The sequence below is a fragment of the Methanomicrobium antiquum genome, assembly GCF_029633915.1.
In the GTDB taxonomy this organism is placed as follows: Archaea; Halobacteriota; Methanomicrobia; order Methanomicrobiales; family Methanomicrobiaceae; genus Methanomicrobium; species Methanomicrobium antiquum.
On the sequence record NZ_CP091092.1, the window covers coordinates 1,107,991 to 1,132,219 of the forward strand.

A 24,229-nucleotide genomic window follows, 5' to 3' on the forward strand; every position below is an offset into this window, starting at 1 on the left:
ACAAATTTTTAAAAAATATATGATCTTTTCATAAAATCACATTGTGATTTAAATGATACTTTAGCATGAAAACATGTATTTCATGCACTTTTTTGGCAAATTATACCCAGCCGCGAATTTTCATTGCTTCAACAACACGCTTTACTGCAACAACATATGCAGCCTGTCGCATGTTGATCCTGAATTCTTTTGATGCTGCAAGTACTTCATGGTAGGATTTGGTCATTGCTTTGTCGAGTTTTGCATAAACGTCATCAAGAGTCCAGTAATGCATGTACATATTCTGAACCATCTCATAATATGAAACTGTTACTCCTCCTGCATTGCAAAGGAAATCCGGAATTACATGAACACCATTCTTAGCAAGAATTTCATCTCCCCCTGGTGTTGTCGGACCATTTGCTAGTTCACAGATGATTTTAGCTTTTATTGTTTCTGCAACTTTTGCATTGATTGCTCCTTCATCAGGTGCTGCAGCAACAATGATGTCAACCGGAAGGGCTAAAACATCATCGTTTGTAAGAACATCAAGTCCTTTGTATTTGATAACTGAGCGTGTATTCTTCTTGTGTTCAGCTAATGCCGCAATGTCTAGTCCGTTTGCGTCATAGACACCGCCTTTTGAATCAGTTACTGCAACAATCTTTGATCCAAACATCTCTTCTGCAAGTGTTGCAGCAAATGTTCCTGCATTTCCAAATCCAAGAATTGCAATGGTTGCCTTTGAGAGATCAATGTTTAATTCCTTTGCTGCCTCACGGAGTGTGTACATACCACCCTTTGCAGTTGCATCACTTCTTCCAAGTGAACCACCGACTAATAATGGCTTTCCGGTAAGAAGGCCAAACTGGTTTTTCCCCTGAATAGTTGAGTATTCATCCATCATCCATGCCATAATCTGGCCATCGGTGTAGACATCAGGTGCAGGAACATCTGTATCAGGACCGAGGTTTTTCCAGATTGCTCTAATATACCCGCGGCTTAAACGTTCAAGCTCGCCTTTTGACATCTCTTTTGGATTGCATATGATGCCACCCTTTCCGCCTCCAAGAGGAAGACCTAAAACTGATGCTTTCCAGGTCATCCATGCCGCAAGTGCACGTACTGTGTCGATTGTCTCTTCAGGATGGTAGCGGATACCACCTTTGTATGGACCAAGTGCATTGTTGTACTGCACACGGAATCCCTGAAACACACGTGTTGTACCGTTATCCATTTTTACAGGAATAGATACCTGAATCTGTCTCTGCGGCTGCATCAGGAGTTCAACAACGCTCTCCTCAAGATTAAGAATTTTAGCACAGTCTAAAAGCTGTTGCTGAGCCATTTCGAATGGGTTAACCTTTGACATATTTTTGCTTCCTGTCACAGTAGTCCGTTATAATCAATATTTATAGACTACGTTTGACAGAAAATATTTGTCTTCACATATATAAATTATATAGGAATCAGATTTCTGATACATATTCTGGGAGATAAATTAACTGATCTTTTAAAAAACACAAAATGAGATTTAAATTTCAATAAAATTAAGATTTTTAGTTTTTTCAGATGGTTCTAAAAATACAGCATCAATCAAAAATAAAAAACATTTTTCAAATGCGCGAAAAAAAGGTTAATTTAATTTGTGTAATATACTTACTATAAAATATTTATTTCATATAGATACTCAAATCTTTCAATTTGCTGTTTTGGGCAATATTTATTGTAAGAGGCGTAAGACTCTCGACAATACATGCAACATCCAGTTTTCCGGCATCAACCGGCTGAAGCTTTGAGATTTCAGATACAAATTCCATTACCTTCTTTTTTGCCTCAGCATCATCACTTGTAACTGCAACAGTGTAATCCAAAATTACATCTAGTTTAGCCCATTTTCGTGCCGCGATATTATTAAATGCGGTTACAAGTCTTGCAGATTCAGGAAGCATTTTCTTAATCGCAAGTGCCGCAGATCCTTCATCCGGCGGGCAGTACATGAAACATCCGTCTTTTCTTTCCATAGGATTGACAGGAGAGATTACAATTTTGTTCTCGAAATATTCCGGATTTATTCCTGCAAGAGTTGAAGCTACATGTTGAAATGGAAGTGAGATTACAACCAGTTCAGCCTCTTTTACAGCATCTTCATTTGTAGTTCCGCGGCAGTTTCCTGTAATTCCGCGTTCTTTTAAAATATCTATAATTTTTTCTGCCGTCTCTACTGCTTTTGCAGGATCGCGTGAACCAAGTATTATTTCATGCCTGTCAGATACGCGAAGTGCAATTCCTTCGCCTATATCTCCGGTACCACCAATAATTCCAATTTTCATTTATAAAACACCCATTATTTCCTAGTAATTAGTTTCCATGAAACATGTAATAAATATTGTGAATGGATAAAAGGAATAAAAAAATCAGCAAATTTCAATTAAATTTTAAAAATATGAAAAAATATCGGGCAAATGAGTTTAAAAATGATTGATAATAACATATTGGATATCTTATTTTATGCATTGTGTATGTATACCGCTATAATATATTTCTGAAAAACATAGATTATTACAACAATTATGTTTCTGCCGACAACAAAAGAAGATTTGAAAAAAAGAGGATGGGATTCATGCGATGTTGTTATAATAACACCTGATGCATATGTTGATCATCCATCTTTTGCCATGGCTATATTAGGACGATTTCTTGAAAGAAATGGTTTAAAGGCAGGTATTATATCCCAGCCAAAATGGAAGGAGCCTGAAAATTTTTTAAAACTGGGTATTCCAAATATTGCTTTTGCAGTCTCCGGCGGTCAGATGGATTCAATGGTGCTTAATTACACCGCAACAAAATTACCACGAAAAGAAGATTTTTTTTGTGAAGATAAAAATCCGTATTTTTCAAAACCGGGCGAAAATAAATACAGAATACGTCCTGACAGATGCATAAGCGTTTACTGTAGTCAGATTCGATCAGTATGTAAAGAAAAACCAATAATAATTGGCGGAATTGAAGCATCACTTAGAAGAATTGCTCACTATGACTATTGGTCAGATAAGATTAAAAAAAGTGTTTTGGTTGATTCAAAAGCACAGATCCTTCTTTACGGAATGGGGGAATATTCCTTATTAAGGACATTAGATGCATTAAAGAGAGGTATATCTCCTGAAAATCTGCAGATCGAAAATTCGGTTATTTTAAAAAAGGAAAATGAAATTAAAGATTTATTAAGCAATAATGATTATGTAAATCTTCCATCTTTTGAGGAGATTGTAAATAATAAGGACTCTTTTTCAAAAGCTCATACACTTTTTGAAGAAAATTGTGATGAAAAAATAGTTCTCCAAAAACAGGATACCAGGTACATTGTTCAGTACCCTGCGCATATAATATCTCAATCCGAACTGGATGCGATATATGATATTGATTTTGAGCGGAAAATTCATCCCTCATTCAAAAATGTACCTGCATTTGATATGATTAAAAATTCAGTAACATCTCACAGGGGATGTTTTGGTGACTGCTCGTTTTGCGCATTATCAATGCATCAGGGAAAAAGAGTTGTTTCCAGAAGTAAAACGTCTGTTGTTAATGAAATAAAAAAAATTGCCTCGAAAAAAGGTTTTTCAGGAACAATTACTGATATTGGAGGACCTTCTGCAAATATGTATGCCACATCCTGCAGAATTTTTGGATGCAGTGAAAATAACTGCCTAAAAGACGGGAAGGGATGTAAAAATTTAATTTCAGGAACAGATGCCTATCTTGAGCTTTTAAGAAGCGCAGGTCAAATTCAGGGGGTTAAAAACATTCAGATTAATTCAGGAGTGAGGTTTGATCCATGCATTCTTGATGATAAATTTTTAAGGGAAATTTTAAAAAATTACATCTCCGGACAGATGAAAGTCGCACCCGAGTCAGGTTCTGATTTCGTACTGGAATGTATGAATAAACCAAAATCAGAGATCTTTTTGGAATTTATTAAAAGATTTGAACGGATAAAAAAAGAAGAAAAACTAAAAAAATATATCATACCCTATATTATCGCAGGACACCCTGGCGAAGGTGATAATGAAGCAAAGGAGACAGAAAATCTTCTCTCTAAAAACCATCTTTCCGGAAGGCAGTTTCAGATATTTACACCAACACCAATGACACGTTCGACTGCAATGTATTATCTTGGATATGACCCTTATACTAAGAAAAAACTGGCTGTTGAAAAAGACAGGAAAACTTTGATGAGAAGAAAAGAATCAATGCAGTATTAAATATTAAATTTCTATGGAATTTTTTCAATAGAATACAATCTGTATTATTAAGAATTTTATTAAGAATTGAATTGTTAAAATTCAAGTTATTCAGGATTTAGTTACTTAAAAATAGTGTTTTTGAAAGGAAGACAATATTAAAACCAGTAAAATTAAAATCAACAAAATAATGTCCTGAAGACAAAAAAAATCTGAATAGATTTAAATTAACTTTAAATTAACTTTAAATTAACTTTAAATAAACTATTTATCCGGAGAAGAGATGAAGCTTGGAGTTTTATTTTCAGGAGGGAAAGATTCAGTTTTTGTCTGTTATATGGCAATGCAGAGAGAGGAGGTTGAGTGTTTAATTACACTTGCTTCAAAAAACACAGAAAGTTACATGTTTCATACTCCCAATATAAGTTTAACATCACTTCAGTCTAAAGCCGCTGATATTCCTCTCCTTGAATTTGAAACTGACGGAGAAAAAGAAGATGAGCTTGAAGATTTAAAATCTGCTATAATATGTGCAAAAGATAAATATTGCATTGAAGGGATTGTAACAGGCGCAATAATGTCAGTTTATCAGGCATCAAGAATCCAGAAAATTTGTGATTCACTTGATTTGTGGTGCTTCAATCCGTTATGGTACATAAATCAAAATGATTACATGAATAATATATTAGATTTGGGGTTTGAAGTTATAATTTCAGGCGTATTTTCATATCCTTTTGATGAATCATGGCTTGGTAGAAGAATTGATGAAAAAATGCTTGACGAACTTTCAACTTTCTCTGAAAAATACAAAATTACCCTGACAGGTGAGGGTGGAGAATTTGAGACATTTGTTCTTGACGCTCCTTTTTTTAAGAAAAAAATCATTATCGATGATTTTGATACAAATTACAAAAACTATAATGGTTTATTCTCAATAAAAGCCGCCCATCTGGAGGATAAATGATAATAATCTGTGATCTTTCATATAAATCTGAGTCTTTATCATTCTTTGAATATGTAAAGCCGATTGAAGAGATTATAAAAAAAACCGAAATGTCCTTTAAAACAGTTCACTACAGTGAACTTGAAAAAAAATCTGAATCAAGTAATAATAGTGAAGAATATAGTGGTTTGCAAAATTTTCTTCTTAAAAAAGCCACAGGAATAATCCTCTGCGGTACTGCTCTCAAAGATAATGAATTTTTGAAAAAAACAGAAATTTTCCAATTTTTAAAATATACTGAAATCCCTGTTCTTGGAATCTGCGCAGGTTTTCAGGTTATTGCAAAATTATTTGGCGGAAATATTATAGAGAACAAAAAAATTGGTATGACAACTGTAAAAACAATTTCAGACTCTCCTGTTTTAAGGGGTATGGATAAATTTGAGGCATATGAACTTCATAAAAATTCCTTTGAACTGCCTGCTGATTTTTTAATTCTTGCAGAGTCCGATACAGATATACAGGTGATAAAACACAGATACAAACTGATATTTGGCGTAATTTTCCACCCGGAAGTTCGAAACGAAAGAGTTGTTGAAAATTTTTTAGGAATAATCAGAGGAACCTGTAAGTCTGTTTAAGTCATCAAGAAACTCTTCAAGGCACCTGTATCTTTCATCAGGATCTTTTTTAAGACATCTCATTATCAGTTTGTCAAATTTTTTTGCATCAGAATTAACTGTAGAAGGCAACTTTGGATCATTGTGAATTATTGATGTTGAAAACTCACCAATACCATCGCCTGAGAATGGAAGATGACCAGTTAAAAGCTCATAAAAGACAATTCCTATCTGAAAAATATCAGTTCGTTGATCGCTTCTTCCAAAAATTCCCGGTGCTACCTGTTCCGGAGAGGCATAGTTTAGAGAAAACGCAAGCGTCTTTGTCTCGTTGGTATCGCTTATTATCTTTCCAAGACCCCAGTCTGAGAGTTTGGGAGTTTTATCTTTACAAATTAGAATGTTCTGAGGTTTTATGTCGCGATGGATTACTCCTCTGCAGTGAGCATACAAAAGTCCATTTGATATCTCTTTTATATAATATGCAGAAAGCTCAGGTGATACCGGCTTATTTATATCTGCAAGAGATTTTTCACAATATTCCATCTCAACATAAGGAACGGGGAGGATATTCACAGAATATACCTTTACAATGTTTTTGTGTTCAAGTTCTTTCCAAAGATTCATTTCCTTTAGAAAACTTCTGCCAGTCCTTTCATCAAAGCTGATTGGGACTTTTACAGCCACAACTTTACCGTCTTCACGTCTTTTAGCCTTAAAAATTCTTGCAGTGCCCCCTTTTCCAATATATTCTGAATCCATATAGCGTTCAGACAGATCAGGATGCAGGCAGTTGATTTTTTTTGCCTGCATAATTAGAGCTTTACCGTCATCACTAAAAGGCAAAGTGTTTTTCCCGGAATCTGTCTCTGAATCTTCATATAAATTTTCTGTTCCAGATTTGATTCTTGTATATGTTTTTCTTCTTTTAAGCATCATCAGGTGCATCAGCGGAATGGAAATTAAGATGGATGAAAATACTGCCGATATTAAAATTCCTGTCAGCATATCAGAAGATGAAGAATATCTGCCTAAATCTGATATTGAAAAAAGAAAAAGAATAAAAGGTGCGGCAATCTCAAATCCAAGTATAAAAATAAACGCTCTTTTTATTACAATAGAATATGCAAGCCAGAGTGATGACATTGCGTATATAAAAAGAATTGTCGCAAATAAAAGTGATGACAAGGTATCCTGGGATGATATATCACTGGCATTTCCAATAACTGCAATTGAAAAAAGAGAGACCAGCACAAGCAAAATTCCCATCACTGAGTAAGTCGGAATCAAAATTACACGCAAATAAAACCTTTCAAGGTAATAATAAAGACCGGAATATTTTCTTCCTGTAATGCTTAAAGATATGAGTACCAAACCAGACACACATAATATAAAGAGAAGAATGATATTCGAGCTGAAGTTCCTCATATAATCTTTATATTCATCAGGAGATGCCAAATCAGGCAATATATCATTAGAAGCACTTATTATAGCTGAATTCTCTGAATTTTCTAAAATGTCTTTTGAATTTTGTGAAAAATCTTTTAAATTATCTGCCTGTGAGTCAGGAATATGTAAAGATTCATAAACAGATATATTTGCGGCATTTGCAGGTATAACCAGAGCAGGTGCTAAAACAGCTATAATAAAAAGATAAATTAGATATTTTCTGACCAACAGCCTGCATCTCCGGTAGATTATTTATTCCATTATTTTTATGTACTGGATAATTAATAATGATTTCAAATTAAATTTTGATGTTTATTTTTTAATTAATTTTTTAAAATCAATACCTGTTGAAAAAAATTCAGGAAATTGATAAAAACAAAAAATAAAAAATGAAAATAAAAATTAAACATGATAAAAATGAAAAAAAAGAAAAAATTGAAATAAAACAGAACAGATTAAAAACTGGACGTTAATTAAAAAGAAAATTGAAAAGAATTGAAGAGATTTTTTAAAAAAACATTCATGAAACTAAGGTTTCATGCACCAGTTTCATGTAAATCAAAAAGTGATTTTCATGGTAAATGAAAAAAAGTCTGATATTCACTATCCTGTTCCAACTTTTTTTTAAAGTTCCTTTAATCCTTTAGGGAAATGAAACAAGAAGTTTTCCTGCCCTTGTTCCGCGTGAAAGTTCAATTACATCTCCGTCTGTTATTTTGTACCTTATTCCCTTCTCAAGAAGTACCCCGTTTAGAAAAGTCCCGCCAGTACTTTTTATGTCTTCAATATACCAGTCGTTTCCTTCATCGTAAAAATAGCAGTGAGGTTTTGTAATCCTTGATACAGCTCCATAAAATTCCGGGAAAACAATATCTCCCTCTTCAGGAACATAGGTATGGTCATTGTCATTTCTTCCAACACGAATTTTTTTGTGATTTAAAAGGTAAGCGGTTTCGTCATGTGGTCCGCCGACAATAAACACAACAGGAATATCTCCTTTTATCTCATCAGAGATCTGAGCTTTGAGATTTTTTATTCTGTCTGCAAGGATTTCATTGTCAGGAGTCAGATTAACATCATTGAATATCTGAAGATTTTTAAAGACTGCTTCAAGTCCTCCAGGCATTATTGAATATTTCCAGACAGGATGGACACCTTTTGTTTTTCTGCTGCTTATTCCGGTTTCTTTTTTAATAACTCCGGCAAGGTGAAGCTTTTGAATATGTTTTTTTGTATTTTCATAGCTTATGCCAATCTCATAGGAGATTTCACGAACATCTTTTTGATTTTTTTCAATACATTTCAATATCTTAAGTCTTGCCGGATTGGACAAAACATCAAGATAATCGGATAATTCTTCGAGAAAATCATCATCATTTTCAATAAATATTGTTCCTTTGGCTTCTTCCTGAGACATCTTCTGATATTCCCCTGTCCTTTTTTCTCAAACCCGAATTTTATAGAGATTTGCCCGGATGCTTTTGTTATGAAAGTTAAGATTCCGGATAAACTTATCAGGATTTTTGTGTGATGAAAAACGCATTCATCATGAGGCTTTTTTATGAAATTTACTTCGTAACTTACATAAAGCCGTGCATGAAATTTAATTTTGGGCAACATTTTCATTTAAGTCACGAAGCAACTTTTATGTAAATCTATTAATTATTAGAGTAGTGACTCAGATAAAAATGTATCATACTATTTAGATACCCCTGTTTAACCGAATGGTTAAAGAGATAACTGTTAAAAAATAGTCATCAGGACAAAAGGATTAAAAAAATCATTTCAGACCTAGTATTTCAGGAAGGTTTGATACGGAATTTAAGATAAAATCAGGTTTGATGCCGGATGATATCAGTTTATCCTCACGGAATTTACCAGTTCTAACAAGTGCACCGGAGATACCGGCATTTTTTGCTCCGCCGATATCTGTTATAATGTCATCACCAACCACCAGAGTTTCATGAGGATCTTTTCCAAGTGATGAAAGTGATGAGTTGAAAAAAAGAAGAGAAGGTTTTCCGATAAGATAAGCATTTGTTTCGGTCGCATATTCAAGTCCTTTTATGAAGGGTCCGGCTGAAAGAGAAAGACCGTCCTTATCCATCCAGTATTTATCCATTTCAAGAGCAAAAAAAGAAATTTGCTTACATTGAACCTTGTTTGCAGGAACAGAATTTATGTGTTCAGTCCTAATCTCTGTCATATTTTCATCCTTTTTTTCAGATTTTGCCATATTGTTTTTATTACTGTATCCATTTTTGTTTGTACTTTTATCTACGATGATTTTCTTCCGGAAAAAAACCTCGTTGTTTTCGATAGATTTGTTTTTGTTATATCTGTTGTTTTCAATTAAAATTCTAAAAACACGGTTAAGTCTTTCATAATTAAAATTCTGACCTGCATCACCGATAACAACTGCCTCAGGATTTATTTCATCGGAAATAAGACCTGATGAGTAAAAATCATCACAAACATCTTCCGTTACTAAGAAAAAGCATTTCTTTATATCCATGAGATTAAGTATTTTAGATACAACAACTGCAGGCGTTATAATATTCTCTTTTGGAATTATAAATCCAAAATCTTTTAATTTTTCAGAGATCGAATCAGAGGATTTTCTTGTTGTGTTCGAAAGGCACCGGAATTGAATTTTTGCATCAGCTATAAGATTTAGTGCATAACATGCACCATCAACTGCTTCTTCGCCGGAGTATAAAACTCCGTCTATATCAAATATTATTCCGGTAATTTTTTTCATAAAAGGTTATTTTTTTCATAAAATTTTAAAATATAATGTTTAATATCGGTTTAAAAAGGCTGTCCCGAATTATCAGAGATTTTATTTATTGCAATCGCGGCCTTTTTTCTAACCGGATTGCTTTCATCCAGTAATACATCCCTTAAAGCCGGAAGTGCTCTTTCATCTTTGATTGTACCGAGAGTTTCTGCAGCACAACAGCGGACATATGGATTATCGTCATATAATGCTTCAATAGCGGTATGAATGTCCGGATTGTAGCCTGCTCTCATCAAAGCACGGAATCCATATGGTATGAACCACTTGTGAGTCTTTAAAGACTCTTCAATTGCTTTTAACACATTTTCGTCATGGACTGATGAAAGGCCTTCTCCAACAGACTCGCGGATATACCACTTCTCATTTTCCAAAAGTGACATCAGTTCTTCAACATCGTTGGGCTTTAGCGAGATTCCAATTTCAGAAACTGCCCTGCATCTTTCCTTCCAGTTTTCATTCTTTAATTTCCCGATAATTTCTTCACAATTAGTCATTTATAAAATCCCCCTTCACAATATGTAAATCATATTTTAGATTCTTTTAATAAGACCTGGAAAAAGGCTTTAAAGTCAGATTTTTCATGCGAATCTCACATATAAAACCAAATCCCTGATTTATTATAAATCACAGGCTGACTCTTAAAAATTTAAGAATGAATCAGAAATTTTTTTTCTGATTCATTCTTCATTTTTCCTGAATTTTTCTCAACATTTTTAGAGATTTTTCCGGTTTATTCACTCCTTACATTAATGGTTTTTTCAACTTCATACAGGAAAATTTTCCCGTCTCCATTTTTACCTGTATAGGCATTCTGACTGATTATTTCAATTATTTCTTCAGTAGCCTCCTCTGATATAACAATCTCAATCTTAACTTTTGGGATAAGATTTACCATAATCTCCTTTCCACGAAACTGAAGTGCGACTCCACGCTGTGCTCCTCTTCCGCGAACATCACTGACGGTCATAGCATGATACCCTTTTTCTATGAGAGCATCTGAAACCTTCTCAAGTTTTTCCGGACGGATTATTGCCTCAATCTTCTTCATTTTAAATCCACCTCAGATCTGTGTAGACTCACCATGTTGTGAGATATCAAGTCCGACATATTCCTCATCCTCATCTACACGAAGGCCAATTGTCTTATCAACAATTAATGCCAGGACATAAGTTACAACAAATGCGTATGCCATTGCTGCAACTGCATCAATCACCTGAATGAAAAACTGTCCTGCATTGCCGTATAAGAGTCCGTCAACTCCTCCAATTGCAGCTGTACAGAAGATTCCTGTCGCAATTGCGCCAAAAAATCCTCCCACACCATGAATTGCCCATGCGTCGAGTGATTCATCAAGGCCTTTTTTAGAACGGAATAACAGTGCGGCATAACAGAGTAATCCGGCAATTAGCCCGATTATTATTGCAGATGTTGCATTTACAAAACCTGCGGCAGGTGTAATTGCAACAAGTCCTGCAACTGCTCCTGAAATCATGCCAAGTGAACTTGGTTTTCCGTTTATTGATGATGCTCCCATCCATGCCAGTGCTCCTGCTGATGCAGCTATGTTTGTTACCACAAATGCATTTGCAGCAATCCCGTCAGCTGCAAGTTCACTGCCGGCGTTGAATCCAAACCAGCCAAACCAAAGCAGAGCTCCTCCAAGGAGGGTCAAAGGAATATTTGAAGGCTTCATTGATTCCTGGCCAAAACCGAGACGTTTTCCTATCACAAGTGCGGCTGCAAGTGCTCCAAACCCGGAACTTATGTGAACAACTGTTCCTCCTGCAAAATCAAGTGCGCCAAGCTGTGATGCCCAGCCGCCTCCCCATGCCCAGTGGGCAAGAGGATCATATACAAGAGTTGTCCACAAAAGACCAAACAGGATAAATGATCCAAGTTTAATCCTTTCTGCAAATCCGGATGTTAAAATTGCAAGAGTTAATCCTGCAAAGACCAGCTGGAAAACCATGAACAACATATCAGGTATTCCATCTCCATCAAGACTTACTCCGTTTAATAAAACATAATCAAGTCCACCGATAAAACCCCCGATATCTGTTCCGAAAGCCAACGAATACCCAAATAGCACCCATTGGATGCTGACCACAGCAAATGCCACAAACGCAAGCGATATCATGGAGATGATACTCTTTTTTCGGACCATTCCACCATAGAAAAGCCCGACACCAGGAGTCATCAGCATAACCATTGCTGTACATATTATGATAAAAGCCGTATCTCCACTGTCAATCATTTTTAGCTCTGCTCCATTTAATCTCCACATTGTGCAAAACCACTGCCAGACTTTATTATTAGCAGAGGCTGAGTCTTGCATCTAATGTGTTAGAAGGAAGTTAGCTTCCACCTTTAATAAATCTTTTTATTGGTATGATATAATACAAAGCTGTAATAAATACAAAAAGTCAATAGAATTGAAATTAAATCTAAAATTAAAATTCTTTTCAATAATATTTAATTTTAAAAAATTTTTAATTTACACATTAGATTTTTTTATATCAGCGCGTATTAAAAAATTTTATCTTAAAGAATTTAAAAGACAATATTGCAAAAAAAGATTAAATTAAGCTTAAATTCACCGATAATATATTATAGATTTTTAATTTTTTCTTCTTTTTACAATTAAAAAATAAAGTTCAAGTTTTTAGATAGAAATAACCTTCCATATAGTAATATATATAAGCTATACATTCATTTATAATATGCAAAATGAAAAGAAAAAGAACAACATTACATTGGAAATGTGAATGATTATGTGTGGAATTATAAGTGTTATAGACCAATCAAAAAATTTTATGACCGGTGAATCCATTAAAAACGCTCTTGCCCTGATGAATGAAAGAGGCAGTGGGGAAGGTGCCGGATATGCTGTTTACGGAGCATATCCCGACTTTAAGGATTATTATGCCCTCCACGTATTCTATGATAACCTGGTTGAACCAAAAAAAGAGGTTGAATCACTTCTCAACAAATGGGGTGAAATAGAATATGCAGAAGAAATTCCGACATATGAACAGGACAGACTAAGGCGTGTACACATACCATGGAGATACTTCTTTAGGCCGGACAAAAATCTTCTTGCAGGAAGCTTCTCCCCGGAAGATGACGCCATAATAAACCTTGTAAATAAAGTAAATATCGAGATAAAAGGCGCTACACTGTACTCTTCCGGAAAAAACATAGGAGTTTTTAAAGCCGCGGGATGGCCGGAAGACGTTGCAAACTTCTATAAAATTGAAGATTATGAGGGTTACATCTGGATGGGTCATAACAGGTATCCTACAAACACTTCAGGATGGTGGGGCGGTGCTCATCCGTTTAATCTTCTGGATATAAGTGTGATTCATAACGGAGAAATCACTTCTTATGGAACAAACCGGCGTTACATTGAAAGTTTTGGATATAAATGCACAATGAAGACAGATACAGAAGTTGTTGCATATTTATCTGATCTCTTAGGAAGAAGACACGGACTTACAGATGAATTTACAGTAAATGCACTGGCTCCTCCATTCTGGGATGAAATCGACAAAATGCCTGAGAATAAACATAAAATACAAAAAGCCTTTAGAATGGCATATGGTTCTGCTATGATGAACGGCCCGTTTGCAATTGTTATTGCAAAACCAGACGGGATTGTAGGATTCACAGACAGAATTAAATTAAGACCGCTGGTAGCCGCAGAATCAGGCGATTGTTTATATATATCAAGTGAAGAGGCCGCAATCAGGACAATGGAAAATAATTTAGATAATATCTGGATGCCCTGTGCCGGTGAGCCTGTAATAGGGAGAGTTAAAAAATGACAATTGGAAGCATACCTCCTAAATATAAAATAAGTATTGACAATTCTCTTTGTATGCTATGCGAACGCTGTATTGAAAATTGTTCATACGGTGTTTTTAGACGCGAAGAACAGAGAATTGTTCCGGATTCAAAGAAATGCACTGCCTGCCACAGATGCATTTCTATGTGTCCCCGTGATGCAATAACTCTTCAGAAAAAACCAAATGACTATCGCTATCATCCTGTCTGGACACGTGATGCAAGAGAAGACATATATAAACAGGCTAAAACAGGTCAGATCATTCTATCAGGGATGGGAAATGCCGCAGAATATCCGATAATATTTGACAGTCTCTTACTTGACGCATGCCAGGTTACAAATCCAAGCATCGATCCCCTGCGTGAACCAATGGAGCTTAGAACCTATATCGGAAAAAAGCCAAAACAAATTGAACTTACTAAAACTAAATCCGGAGATTATGATTTAAAAACAGAACTTTCTCCAAATCTGAAACTTGAAACACCCATTATGATCGGGCACATGAGTTACGGTGCAATTTCTCTTAATGCACAACTTGCAATGGCAAAGGCCGCGGCAGATACAGGCACATTCATGGGGACTGGTGAGGGAGGTCTTCATGAAGCACTCCACCCGTATCAGAATAATATGATTGTTCAGATTGCATCCGGACGCTTTGGTGTTGATATAAATTATCTTGAAAGGGGCGCCGCAATTGAAATTAAAATTGGACAGGGAGCAAAACCAGGTATTGGGGGTCATCTTCCGGGAGAGAAGGTTTCAGAAGATGTATCAAAAACAAGGATGATTCCGCTTCACAGCGATGCAATAAGCCCTGCACCTCATCATGACATTTACAGTATCGAGGATCTGGCACAGCTTGTAAGAAGCTTAAAAGAAGCAACTGAATGGAAAAAACCGGTTTTTGTAAAAATAGCCGCTGTTCATAATGCCGCAGCAATTGCGGCCGGAATTGCACGTTCGTCTGCAGATGCAGTAGTAGTTGACGGCTTTCGCGGAGGCTCGGGTGCAACACCAAAAGTTTTTCGTGATAATGTCGGGATTCCTATTGAAGCGGCAGTTGCGGCAATCGATTCCAAATTAAGAGATCAGGGTGTGAGAAATGAAATATCTGTTATCGCAAGCGGCGGTATCAGAAACAGTGCAGATTTGACAAAAATAATAGCACTTGGCGCAGATGCTGTATACATTGGAACAGCCGCCTTAATCTCCATGGGATGTCGTGTATGCGGATCATGTTATAAAGGACTTTGCCCATGGGGAATTGCCACACAAAGGCAGGATCTTGTTGACAGATTAAATCCTGATGAGGCATACAAAAATGTTTCAAACCTGATAAATGGCTGGACACTTGAGTTGTCAGAATTAATGGGCGCCGCCGGAATAAATTCTATTGAAAGTCTGCGTGGAAACCGTGACAGATTAAGAGGATATCTTCTGGATGAAGAAATAATGAATATTTTGGATGTACAAATGGTTGGAGCATAAAAATGAGTGATATATTAGAAATTGATGCAAAAGGCCTTCACTACACTCCTCTTAACAAAATGCTTCGTGATGCTGTTGCAAAAGGCAGGAAAAAAATTGTTATTGATAACATAAGAGGACAACGTTTCATAGGAGATGGTCTTCGTGGGGAAGGAGTGGAAATCGAAATAAACGGCGTTCCCGGAGGGGACCTTGCGATGTTTATGAGTGGCCCGACACTCATCGTACATGGAAACTGTGATCATGCACCTGGAAATACCATGGATTCGGGCAGAATTATAATTCACGGAAGTTCAGGTGATGCAACTGCTCACAGTATGAGAGGCGGAGAAGTATATGTTCGGGACAACATCGGATACCGGGGTGGAATTCATATGAAAGAGTATCAGACAAAGCGTCCGGTTCTTGTGGTAGGTAAAAGTGCAAGAGCATTTCTTGGAGAATATATGGCAGGAGGTCTTTTGATTGTGCTTGGTCTTGGTGAGGATAAACCTGCTGAAGGCAGAGGAATAGCCAGTGGGATTCACGGAGGAAAAATATTTGTCAGGGGAGAAATTGATGAATCAAATCTTGGAATAGGAGCACACATAGAAGAGATGAATGATGAAGATCTGGAAGTTATCCGCCCCTTTATTGAAAATTTTTCAAAATTTTTTAATTATGATGCAAAGGAGATTATGAATTCAAAGTTTTCTAAAATTGTGCCTTCCGGTTCAAGACCGTTTGCAAACAAATACTGCTGGGAATAAAAAAAGAGGTTTAAAATATGCAGCAAATTAATTATAAAAAATTAAAGGAAGAGGTCTGGGACTTAAATAAGTGTTCAGGGTGTGGTGCATGCTGTACAGTGTGTCCGGCAGATGCCCTTGTTTTTATAAAGTCTGATAATTCTCATCCTGTAAATACAGGATACTGTAAAGATATAACAGACTTTGTCAAATGTGGCGCCTGTTATAATGTCTGTCCAAGAACAGATTCTAATGAAGATAAAAAGGATATGCTTGGAGAGTATATTGAAATCAAAGCAGCAAAAGCTATAATGGATATTCCCGGCAGACAAAGCGGCGGGGCGGTTACGGCAATTCTAAAAAATGCTCTTAAAAGAGGAATTATTGATGCTGTTGTAACTGTTTCTGAGGACAGATGGACTCATATGCCAAAGTCTGTTCTTATAACTTCAGATGATACAATCGAAAAAACTGCAGGTAGCATATATAATTGGTGGACACCCACACTACTGGCTCTCTCAGATGCAGTTATATTAAAAAAATGCAGGAATATTGCAGTTGTTGGAACACCTTGTGCTGTATCTGCACTGCGGCTGATGAAAAACAGCGAAAATGATCTTGTAATGCCGTTTGGGAAAACAATACGACTGATTATCGGCCTGTTCTGTACTGAAACATTTGACTATCAAAAACTGATGAATGATAAGATAAAAACAGATTTAGGAATTGATTCCTGGAAAATAAAAAAAATGGACATCAAAGGAAAGCTTGAAATAACACTTGGTGATGAATCAAAAATTACAGTTCCTCTCTCAGAGCTTGAAAATACAATTCGCACAGGATGCAGAATCTGCAAGGATTTTACAGCAGTTGATTCTGACATCTCGGCAGGTTCTGTTGGTTCTCCTGAAGGCAATACAACCCTTATCATCAGAAACTCAGAAGGGCTGGAATTTTTTGAAAGTGCTGTCAATGAAGGATTTCTTGAAGTATCAAATGAAATAGACATAACTTCAATTATAAAACTGGCTGAAAAAAAGAAAAAAACAGCTGAGGATAAAGAGTAATTATATAAAAGGCAATATGAAGAATATAATGAATGAGAAGGAATCTAAAGAAAATTGTCTGAAATTAAAGGAAATAATCTGAAAACTAAGTTGAAAAAAATAATTAAAATAAGATAAAATAGCCTCTTATAATAATTAAATAAATCAAGACCTCGATTTTTTTGTTTTTCACATTTTAAAAGAGCATTTTTTATTATAGAATCACATCATATTTTTACCTGTAACAGGGTTAAAAATGTCAGTTGTTAAAAAAATGAGTTTATATTCAAACCTGGAAAAATTTTTTAAAAGCCCTTTTTTTTTAAGTCTTACAATAGGCATTCCCTTTTGTATCTTTAAATTGCTTTTTGGACTGGTCGCATACCGGACTGCCGAAATATCAATGGATTTCTGGCTTTTTTTATTTGGTCAGATTATAATCATCTGGGCAATCATTGATATCTTTATGAATGCCGGCAGAATTCTTTTAAATCTTACCGATAGACCGGATTTTTTTGATTACTGTACGTTAGCGCAGATAGGAAGAATTTTTAATCTCCCTTCTGTCTTTCTTGCTATTGATACACTGATTTCCTTTCTTATTATTTGTTTTATGCTTTGGTCAGGATGGATAGTTCAATTAAGTGTCCATGAGTCATATATGTGGTATTTTGCAACAACTCTGAATCTTGTTAGTCTTTCACTTGTCTCATTATTTACTGAGATCATGCGTTCAAAGAAAAAAGTTACATAAAAACCTGTTAAAATAAAAACTTAGAGATTACTTATAATTTTGACTCTTCGCCATATTTCTGATCACCCTAATTTGGAATTGATTTGTCGCGATGTACACAATAACCCCGGGAACCGGATGGGCTTGCCCCCCTCCGGTGACCTATCGTAAGCGGGGTGGGTTTAAGGGAGGGGCCTGTCCCCTCCCTTGCTAATAATCGATTATCTTTGATTTTCTTCCAGTCAAGGCCAGTAACCTAAGAAACTGATGAAATCTTCCATATCAATAATCTTAAAAGCCCACAAATGAGAACATAGATGTGAATGCAGAAATGCATTCCCTCCATTTGTAATGTTTATTGGACATATCATCATATTTGGAGGTTATTCTCTAAGTTGTTTCTCTTTTTGGATAGTCCTAACTTTCAGAAAAATGGAGAAGAACCATAATTTTTTGGACTGTGCATTAATTTTTTAGGACCTGGGTAAACAACTACAAATTTTAAACCTTAATAAATTGCAAGAATTTAAAAAGAAGTTTAGAGTTTTAATTGTGACCATAACAAAAACTAAATATCCAAAATTCGGCTTTTTTTAATTAAAAAAGAAAAAAATTATTTTTTAGTCTTTGAGCCGGGAGCATCAGATACAATTAAAACTGCTTCTGCAATCTCTTCTATCATCTCTCCAGGAATGCCCATTACCATAAGTTCATCATTTATTCCTGAAAATTTTCTTGAGCCGTCACATCCTAAGGAGATATTGGGTTTTCCTGTAAGATATGGCTGTGCACACGCATCTGCACATACTGACTGAATTCCTGAAAATTCGGAGTGAATTCTGCCGCCCATCTTGTAAAGAATTGCCTGAGCAAACTTTAGCATATGAACCGGTTGTGCGACAATAATCACAACATGCGGATCAAAAGGTGTCTTTTCAAGAGGTGCATAAACAGTTGCATAAGTCGCCGGCTCAACAGAGGCCGTCTTGTGAACAAAAGGAACACTCTTAATTGTCCTCATACATGATGCCCAGGATTCATATTTTCCCAGCTTAAAATAAAATTCTCCTGTCTGAAGTGAAGGTGTAATTTCTTTTACACCAAGAGCCCATCCCCCTCCGGCACATGCATGCTTATCGCCTTTGGCATAGAATATTTTTCCTTCAACTCCTGCCATTGCAACCATCTGACAGTGTCTTACTGCCTTTTCAATCTCATTTACTCCTTCAGGAATTCCTTCAGGTGATTTGGCAAGTTTTACTGCAACAGGCGACTGTGGAAGATTTAGTGTGTCTACAAGTTTTTTTGAGATTTCTGCATAATCCGGTTTATTCTGCATTTCATCATTCATTTCGATCAATTCTTTCTTTTTTTAACTACATTTAGCTTTATTCATCTTTACAATCCAAAGTACTCTAAGGCATACAAAATAACTATTCCTGCAATTAAACAGAAAACAATCAGATATGCCTGTTTCACTCCAAGCAGTTCATAAAGGGTTTCGTGCTTTATGGGTTTGTAATTCAAAATTCCACTGCTCAGTTTAGGATAAAGTCCTGCAAATATTCCTGTTCCAAGAATTATTCCAACAACTCCTCCAAACAAAGCATCCATATATCCCTGTCCAACTGCTCCTGCAACAGTTCCCGGACAAAGACCTAAGATTGCAAATCCAACTCCAAATATCAGACCACCTATTATAGCCGTTCCAAAAGAGCCTTTGTTAATATGCTTTTTTGCATATCCATAACGCTGAAGAAGATACACTCCGGGCATTCCAACAAGAACTGCCGCCGCAATTACTTTTACAACAGTAAAATCGATGAGTAAAAGCTGACTGATGATTACATCATATTCTGTAACCCCGCCTTTCTGGAGGAAAAAACCAAATCCAATCCCTATCAATAACCCGATTATAAGCTGAACAGATTTGTTCTTATGAAGATTTTCAGCCATTTAAATCACTCCATATATTAAAAATGCAGTAGCAATTCCGCCAACAAACATAAAAATGACTGCAATTATGCTTGTGAGGGAAAGTTGTGTTGTGCCGGATATGCCATGCCCGCTTGTGCATCCTCCTGCAAAACGGGCTCCAAATCCCATAAGAATTCCGCCTGCAATTGCAACAATTATTCTTACTACCGGATTGTCACCAAAACGTCCTGAAAACATGTCAGGAATCCATTTTAATTCAAATACACCGGAAAGGTATGAAGATATAAAAGCGCCGAACACAATTCCTAAAACAAGCATCCACTGCCATTCTATCTCCGGTTTGTACTTTTGATAATAAGGGTTTTCATCAATTCCTTTTTTACTGACTGCTTTTCTAAGCATTCCATAGGTTCTGAAATACGTTGTCGAACATCCAAGAGGTTTATTTGAAAGATAAAAAGAAAGCCAGCTCAAAACTCCTATCCCGGCTCCTGCAATATATGGCGACCAGGTCACCTGAGTCAGAAACTCCATCATAATATTACCTGAATTTTCCATAGACAATAACATTATTTAAAGATATCTCAACAATTCAATATGTAGCAAAAAAATAAACTCAAGATATATGAAGTATATACTGATAATGCTATTTCAATAAAATAAGGGATGTTTATGCAAAAACCACTAAAATTCGTCAACCATAAAATAGAGGAGAATGCCCTAAAGCTTACATATGATCCGCTCGAAAACAGCGGGAATATCATATACAATCTTTCCCTGATAAAATCAAAAGATATCGAAGTTGCAATAAAAATATTAAAAGAAGCTTATTCAACAGGACTTTGCATAAGCGACAGGGTATTGTTTGCCGAAGAAAAAACAAAATTTGGAGATTACATTGTTCCAAGAGGGTACACCGGAATATGTACAATGTGCAGTCTTATTTTTGACTCTATATTATACAGAAAAGGAATTCCTATAAATCCCATCGGCGGTGGCCTGTTAGAGGTTGAAAAACTTGCTCCAAGAAGATTTACTGCAATTATTGAATATGAATACACTACAATTGACCCAATTACTGTTATGATATCACAGAGAAACACATCAGTTATGGATGTTATAAAAAAAGGGAACGGAACTATAACTGCTAATATCAGAGAATGTCATATGGAGACAGAATCCGCTGTTTTAGAAGTTATAGATGACTTGAGCTCTGCAGGATTTAATGGTGTACTGGATGTAGGAGCTCCCAATTCTCCTCTTTTAGGAGTTCCTGTAACTCCAAATTATCAGGGAATTGCTATGATCGGAGGAACCAACTATATCGCCGCTTTTAAGGAGAACGGAAAATGGGCAGAGGTTCAGTCAATGAAAGGTCTTATGGATATATCTGCACTTGACTATCTTGGAAACTATTGAGAATTAACATAGAAACTATTAATAAAAATATAACTTTCAGGATTCTGAAAAAAATAATTTTATATAATTACTAAAATAATTAAAATAAATCAAATATCAGCAAAATTTAAAATCAAAAATTAAAAATTTTATAAAAGCGTCCATAGAATTATATTTCATTCAACGTATCATGTAAGTTATGAAATAAATTTTATAGCAAATTAACCCTGATGTTCAATCCTTTTTTATTTCCATGGCTTTCCACATCCGGGACAAATCATTACAACCTGTCTTCCACAGTGCGGGCAGTACAATCCAGATTTATTCTCAATAAGTGACGTCTTGCATTTCCTGCATCTTATGTCTTCTTCATAACCGCATTTGTGCTTAAGCATGAGTTTGATATAATACTTTTAAGATAAAAAAGATTTTCTCTCAATATCCGACTTTCCGCAGGTATTTCTTCAACAATAGTATTTTTCATACTCTCCCCCCAATAACCGCAATATCTTTTTCAATTCATCATTCAGATTTGTAATTCGTTTTATTCTTTTATCACCCTCAACAAATGAGAACTCCCTCACCCTCCTGAACAGGAAAAATGTCCATTTCAATGCCGGTCTTTGTGTCTGCTTTTTTGTCTGGCTGGTGACTGTTTCACCAGACTGTACCAGCATCTTTCTCAGCCGAAACTCAGTCATAGAGTAAATAAAAAGACACAATACCATGATCATAGCCAAAGCCTGAATCCGCGAATTTTTCTTTAAATAGACCTCAGCAACCCGGAACGACTTGTCTTTCAGGAACCTAAATCCTCTCTCAACTGTTCCTTGAGCTTTATAATTCCTGAGCAATTCATCGGCAGACATCTCAGTGTCATTCGTTGCCAGAACAAAACGTCCAAGATTTTGGCGTTCCTGCTCGACTACGCTGTCATTGTATTCGATATCAGCAGTAATCTTATATGAATTAACTAATGGTTCACCGGCTTTTGGTCTACCTCGTTTTTTCTCTTCTTTCCTTTGAATCATGAGAATTTCAAGCTCGCTAAACTGATACTTATGATTTTTTTCTAACCATTTCTCTGCTGCAATGCGTGCGTCAGGTTCACATGCATATTCCTGTGCACAGACTTTTCGAAGAGATGTTTTGGCTTTTTCCAGTTCTTTTACCAGATTCTTATCAAACGTTTTACTCTGTTGTTCATGCATTGGTTTTGAATGGTACATCACCCATTTCTGTCTGATTCCTGCATATTCACTGAAAGATTCACTATATGAATAGCGATTATCATCGCACGGTATGAACTGACAATCTGATTTGACCAGTTCCTTAGCCTCTTTAATGATAACCGGTACACGACTAATCCAGAAAGTGTGCTGACCTAAAGTCTGGAGATTTTTTTCGGTATAAAATGCAGCATCAGCTACATGATAGACTTTTTCGCCTGATTTGAGACTGTTCTGAAGTTTTTCAATAATGATTCGGAGTGTCTCTTTATCCGATTCATTCCCGGAAAAAGTCTGGAGAAATAATGGTACACCATGCTGATTTGATGCCATGCCAAGGACAAAACGCTTGAGATCCCATCGGCCATCCTTCGGATGACCGTAGGTAATCTGAATTCCTTCTGTGTTGAAATCGGATTCGTATTCGCCTGTCACACTAAAGTTAGTGGTATCGACGTGAATGCAATGCGAGCCATATTCTGTTGGAATAAGGCAATTTGCTACGATATCGTTGAATAACTCAGTTGGACCATATTCTGCAATAGCATCCAGTGTTCTGCCTAATACATCATCATTTATCTGTTCTCGGGAAATTCCCTCCCCAAATAGTCTTTCAACGGCAATATCATCAAAAAATTCCGGAAAAAGATAAAGACGGCGTTCGATGAATCCAAGACCATTGATCACCATAGCTTTCACGGCCTGAGAATGGGTGAGATTATGGTTTCGGGTCTTGGGTATTGCATTGTCGATTATATTCGCGATACCAAGAGAGTCGTAGGCTCCGGCTACGATGCCAAGATGGCCAACGGAAAGGATTGATTCGTCATCAAAACCGTCAATGAAGGGCATATTATAGGTTATTCCCTCAAAGTACAAGGATCTTGCGGTCGAATATTGTGAAATGTGTGGATTTTTAGTGCGGATGGTCGGAATATAATTTTAATACAGGATTTCTCAACCAAATTATATTAAAAACGTCCATGAAATTATATTTCATGCACGGTTTCATGTAAGTTACGAAGTAACTTTCATGTAAAACGCACATGATGAGCTTTTTTAATCACACAAAAAGTGATGATAAGTTTATCAGGAATTTTGACTTTCATACCAAATTATTTTTTTGTATTGAATAACAGCATAATTGGATAACAGGATCATGAAAATAGAGAATAGAAAAATTTCTTACTCTTCGTCCTGATCTCCCTCAACAATTCTTGCTACTGTTATTGCACCGTTGGGACATGTTTTTTCACAGGTTTTACATCCTGTGCATTTTTCAGGGTGAAGAATTGTTAGTTTTGAGTTTTTAACCCGCATTATTACATCATCGCTTGAGGATGTTGCATTATATGCAAGATTCGGATCTATCACTTTGTTAATCGGGCATGCAACAGAACAGTTACTGCACCTCATACAAAGAGAATCATCAACATTTAAACGATATGATGAAAGATATGAAGTTCTGTCAGTTTCATTCTGCTCAAGAATACGACCTGAGGCAAGAACATTATCAGGGCACACCTCAACACATAAACCACAGCGTATACAGTGACCCTTATAGATTACAGGTTCCCATCTCCCATCATCGGTTTTTAAAACCTCTATTGCACCGGGTGACGGGCATATCATCATGCACCTGAGTTCATGTGTGCATTCATTTCCGGTAAGATGCGGATAATCCCTGAAATATGAGGGAGATGTAAGAGGAGGAGTTTTAGCGAATAAGAATTTCTTCCACCACTCAGGACGCAAAAATTCTTTTATATAACAAAATACTGATAGCATAT

General features: G+C 36.1%; 23 protein-coding genes. 9 read left to right on the plus strand and 14 right to left on the minus strand.

The window, feature by feature from the left end; all coding sequences use genetic code 11:
- Positions 1–100 precede the first annotated feature (100 nt).
- Both L1994_RS05510 and npdG read right to left on the minus strand, forming a co-directional pair.
- Positions 101–1,351, minus strand: a complete 1,251-nt coding sequence (locus L1994_RS05510) for a Glu/Leu/Phe/Val family dehydrogenase (RefSeq protein ID WP_278100679.1) — start codon at positions 1,349–1,351, stop codon at positions 101–103.
- 301 nt (positions 1,352–1,652) lie between these two features.
- Positions 1,653–2,312: an NADPH-dependent F420 reductase gene (gene npdG / locus L1994_RS05515; protein WP_278100680.1), complete on the minus strand. Its 660-nt coding sequence runs from the start codon at positions 2,310–2,312 to the stop codon at positions 1,653–1,655.
- 240 nt (positions 2,313–2,552) lie between these two features.
- Between npdG and L1994_RS05520 the strand changes: the two genes are divergently transcribed.
- The 3 genes from L1994_RS05520 (at position 2,553) to L1994_RS05530 (ending at position 5,807) form a co-directional block, all read left to right on the plus strand.
- Positions 2,553–4,244, plus strand: coding sequence for a YgiQ family radical SAM protein (locus tag L1994_RS05520; protein WP_278100681.1), 1,692 nt, complete (start codon positions 2,553–2,555; stop codon positions 4,242–4,244).
- 262 nt (positions 4,245–4,506) lie between these two features.
- A complete protein-coding gene (locus tag L1994_RS05525) occupies positions 4,507–5,187 on the plus strand; it encodes a diphthine--ammonia ligase (RefSeq protein ID WP_278100682.1) in 681 nt (226 codons plus the stop codon).
- Positions 5,184–5,807 carry a glutamine amidotransferase-related protein gene (locus L1994_RS05530; RefSeq protein WP_278100683.1) on the plus strand — a complete coding sequence of 208 codons (624 nt, stop codon included), beginning with the start codon at positions 5,184–5,186 and terminating at the stop codon, positions 5,805–5,807. The genes L1994_RS05525 and L1994_RS05530 overlap by 4 nt, the downstream gene beginning before the upstream one ends.
- Here the strand turns inward: L1994_RS05530 and L1994_RS05535 are convergent.
- From L1994_RS05535 to L1994_RS05560, 6 genes are all read right to left on the minus strand, one after another.
- Positions 5,772–7,463 (minus strand): serine/threonine-protein kinase, encoded by a 1,692-nt coding sequence (locus tag L1994_RS05535; protein ID WP_278100684.1) that lies wholly within the window; start codon positions 7,461–7,463, stop codon positions 5,772–5,774. The genes L1994_RS05530 and L1994_RS05535 overlap by 36 nt on opposite strands.
- A 415-nt stretch (positions 7,464–7,878) precedes the next feature.
- A complete protein-coding gene (locus L1994_RS05540; RefSeq protein ID WP_278100685.1) occupies positions 7,879–8,652 on the minus strand; it encodes an FHA domain-containing protein in 774 nt (257 codons plus the stop codon).
- Between the two features lie 363 nt (positions 8,653–9,015).
- The gene (locus tag L1994_RS05545) at positions 9,016–9,996 is read right to left on the minus strand and encodes an HAD-IIA family hydrolase (protein ID WP_278100686.1); all 981 of its coding nucleotides are present in this window, start codon (positions 9,994–9,996) and stop codon (positions 9,016–9,018) included.
- A gap of 50 nt (positions 9,997–10,046) precedes the next feature.
- Positions 10,047–10,529, minus strand: coding sequence for a HEAT repeat domain-containing protein (locus L1994_RS05550; RefSeq protein WP_278100687.1), 483 nt, complete (start codon positions 10,527–10,529; stop codon positions 10,047–10,049).
- Positions 10,530–10,765: 236 nt separating this feature from the next.
- Complete coding sequence (locus tag L1994_RS05555; RefSeq protein WP_278100688.1) at positions 10,766–11,083, minus strand: P-II family nitrogen regulator; 318 nt, start codon at positions 11,081–11,083, stop codon at positions 10,766–10,768.
- Positions 11,084–11,095: 12 nt separating this feature from the next.
- The gene (locus tag L1994_RS05560) at positions 11,096–12,289 is read right to left on the minus strand and encodes an ammonium transporter (protein WP_278100809.1); all 1,194 of its coding nucleotides are present in this window, start codon (positions 12,287–12,289) and stop codon (positions 11,096–11,098) included.
- A 517-nt stretch (positions 12,290–12,806) separates the two neighbouring features.
- Between L1994_RS05560 and L1994_RS05565 the strand changes: the two genes are divergently transcribed.
- From L1994_RS05565 to L1994_RS05585, 5 genes are all read left to right on the plus strand, one after another.
- Positions 12,807–13,859 (plus strand): class II glutamine amidotransferase, encoded by a 1,053-nt coding sequence (locus L1994_RS05565; protein ID WP_278100689.1) that lies wholly within the window; start codon positions 12,807–12,809, stop codon positions 13,857–13,859.
- The gene (locus L1994_RS05570; protein WP_278100690.1) at positions 13,856–15,367 is read left to right on the plus strand and encodes a glutamate synthase-related protein; all 1,512 of its coding nucleotides are present in this window, start codon (positions 13,856–13,858) and stop codon (positions 15,365–15,367) included. Before L1994_RS05565 ends, L1994_RS05570 begins: the two co-directional genes overlap by 4 nt.
- A gap of 2 nt (positions 15,368–15,369) precedes the next feature.
- The gene (locus tag L1994_RS05575; RefSeq protein WP_278100691.1) at positions 15,370–16,116 is read left to right on the plus strand and encodes a GltB/FmdC/FwdC-like GXGXG domain-containing protein; all 747 of its coding nucleotides are present in this window, start codon (positions 15,370–15,372) and stop codon (positions 16,114–16,116) included.
- Between the two features lie 17 nt (positions 16,117–16,133).
- Complete coding sequence (locus L1994_RS05580) at positions 16,134–17,162, plus strand: Coenzyme F420 hydrogenase/dehydrogenase, beta subunit C-terminal domain (RefSeq protein WP_278100692.1); 1,029 nt, start codon at positions 16,134–16,136, stop codon at positions 17,160–17,162.
- A 235-nt stretch (positions 17,163–17,397) separates the two neighbouring features.
- Positions 17,398–17,895 carry a hypothetical protein gene (locus L1994_RS05585; RefSeq protein ID WP_278100693.1) on the plus strand — a complete coding sequence of 166 codons (498 nt, stop codon included), beginning with the start codon at positions 17,398–17,400 and terminating at the stop codon, positions 17,893–17,895.
- Between the two features lie 592 nt (positions 17,896–18,487).
- On the opposite strand, the gene L1994_RS05590 is transcribed toward L1994_RS05585, so the two are convergent.
- The 3 genes from L1994_RS05590 to L1994_RS05600 are packed head-to-tail and all read right to left on the minus strand — an operon-like array spanning position 18,488 to position 20,349.
- The gene (locus tag L1994_RS05590) at positions 18,488–19,225 is read right to left on the minus strand and encodes a DUF169 domain-containing protein (RefSeq protein WP_278100694.1); all 738 of its coding nucleotides are present in this window, start codon (positions 19,223–19,225) and stop codon (positions 18,488–18,490) included.
- A 47-nt stretch (positions 19,226–19,272) separates the two neighbouring features.
- Positions 19,273–19,830 (minus strand): YeeE/YedE thiosulfate transporter family protein, encoded by a 558-nt coding sequence (locus tag L1994_RS05595; protein ID WP_278100695.1) that lies wholly within the window; start codon positions 19,828–19,830, stop codon positions 19,273–19,275.
- Positions 19,831–20,349: a YeeE/YedE thiosulfate transporter family protein gene (locus tag L1994_RS05600; protein WP_278100696.1), complete on the minus strand. Its 519-nt coding sequence runs from the start codon at positions 20,347–20,349 to the stop codon at positions 19,831–19,833.
- A 135-nt stretch (positions 20,350–20,484) separates the two neighbouring features.
- Here L1994_RS05600 and L1994_RS05605 point away from each other — a divergent pair, with 135 nt between their 5' ends.
- Positions 20,485–21,231 carry a DUF128 domain-containing protein gene (locus L1994_RS05605; RefSeq protein WP_278100697.1) on the plus strand — a complete coding sequence of 249 codons (747 nt, stop codon included), beginning with the start codon at positions 20,485–20,487 and terminating at the stop codon, positions 21,229–21,231.
- A 224-nt stretch (positions 21,232–21,455) separates the two neighbouring features.
- On the opposite strand, the gene L1994_RS05610 is transcribed toward L1994_RS05605, so the two are convergent.
- The 3 genes from L1994_RS05610 to L1994_RS05620 form a co-directional block, all read right to left on the minus strand.
- Positions 21,456–21,605, minus strand: a complete 150-nt coding sequence (locus tag L1994_RS05610; protein ID WP_278100698.1) for a DNA helicase PriA — start codon at positions 21,603–21,605, stop codon at positions 21,456–21,458.
- A 69-nt stretch (positions 21,606–21,674) separates the two neighbouring features.
- Complete coding sequence (locus tag L1994_RS05615) at positions 21,675–23,291, minus strand: IS1634 family transposase (protein ID WP_278099807.1); 1,617 nt, start codon at positions 23,289–23,291, stop codon at positions 21,675–21,677.
- Between the two features lie 333 nt (positions 23,292–23,624).
- Positions 23,625–24,227: a 4Fe-4S dicluster domain-containing protein gene (locus L1994_RS05620; RefSeq protein WP_278100699.1), complete on the minus strand. Its 603-nt coding sequence runs from the start codon at positions 24,225–24,227 to the stop codon at positions 23,625–23,627.
- Positions 24,228–24,229 lie beyond the last annotated feature (2 nt).

Coding starts and splice junctions, on each gene's coding strand:
- L1994_RS05605 (WP_278100697.1), top strand. CDS start 20,485: ATGCAAAAACCACTAAAATTCGTCAACCATAAAATAGAGGAGAATGCC.
- npdG (WP_278100680.1), bottom strand. CDS start 2,312: ATGAAAATTGGAATTATTGGTGGTACCGGAGATATAGGCGAAGGAATT.
- L1994_RS05545 (WP_278100686.1), bottom strand. CDS start 9,996: ATGAAAAAAATTACCGGAATAATATTTGATATAGACGGAGTTTTATAC.
- L1994_RS05510 (WP_278100679.1), bottom strand. CDS start 1,351: ATGTCAAAGGTTAACCCATTCGAAATGGCTCAGCAACAGCTTTTAGAC.
- L1994_RS05525 (WP_278100682.1), top strand. CDS start 4,507: ATGAAGCTTGGAGTTTTATTTTCAGGAGGGAAAGATTCAGTTTTTGTC.
- L1994_RS05540 (WP_278100685.1), bottom strand. CDS start 8,652: ATGTCTCAGGAAGAAGCCAAAGGAACAATATTTATTGAAAATGATGAT.
- L1994_RS05600 (WP_278100696.1), bottom strand. CDS start 20,349: ATGATGGAGTTTCTGACTCAGGTGACCTGGTCGCCATATATTGCAGGA.
- L1994_RS05550 (WP_278100687.1), bottom strand. CDS start 10,529: ATGACTAATTGTGAAGAAATTATCGGGAAATTAAAGAATGAAAACTGG.
- L1994_RS05620 (WP_278100699.1), bottom strand. CDS start 24,227: ATGCTATCAGTATTTTGTTATATAAAAGAATTTTTGCGTCCTGAGTGG.
- L1994_RS05615 (WP_278099807.1), bottom strand. CDS start 23,291: ATGCCCTTCATTGACGGTTTTGATGACGAATCAATCCTTTCCGTTGGC.
- L1994_RS05585 (WP_278100693.1), top strand. CDS start 17,398: ATGTCAGTTGTTAAAAAAATGAGTTTATATTCAAACCTGGAAAAATTT.
- L1994_RS05590 (WP_278100694.1), bottom strand. CDS start 19,225: ATGAATGATGAAATGCAGAATAAACCGGATTATGCAGAAATCTCAAAA.
- L1994_RS05555 (WP_278100688.1), bottom strand. CDS start 11,083: ATGAAGAAGATTGAGGCAATAATCCGTCCGGAAAAACTTGAGAAGGTT.
- L1994_RS05520 (WP_278100681.1), top strand. CDS start 2,553: ATGTTTCTGCCGACAACAAAAGAAGATTTGAAAAAAAGAGGATGGGAT.
- L1994_RS05570 (WP_278100690.1), top strand. CDS start 13,856: ATGACAATTGGAAGCATACCTCCTAAATATAAAATAAGTATTGACAAT.
- L1994_RS05565 (WP_278100689.1), top strand. CDS start 12,807: ATGTGTGGAATTATAAGTGTTATAGACCAATCAAAAAATTTTATGACC.
- L1994_RS05610 (WP_278100698.1), bottom strand. CDS start 21,605: ATGCTTAAGCACAAATGCGGTTATGAAGAAGACATAAGATGCAGGAAA.
- L1994_RS05595 (WP_278100695.1), bottom strand. CDS start 19,830: ATGGCTGAAAATCTTCATAAGAACAAATCTGTTCAGCTTATAATCGGG.
- L1994_RS05575 (WP_278100691.1), top strand. CDS start 15,370: ATGAGTGATATATTAGAAATTGATGCAAAAGGCCTTCACTACACTCCT.
- L1994_RS05530 (WP_278100683.1), top strand. CDS start 5,184: ATGATAATAATCTGTGATCTTTCATATAAATCTGAGTCTTTATCATTC.
- L1994_RS05580 (WP_278100692.1), top strand. CDS start 16,134: ATGCAGCAAATTAATTATAAAAAATTAAAGGAAGAGGTCTGGGACTTA.
- L1994_RS05560 (WP_278100809.1), bottom strand. CDS start 12,289: ATGATTGACAGTGGAGATACGGCTTTTATCATAATATGTACAGCAATG.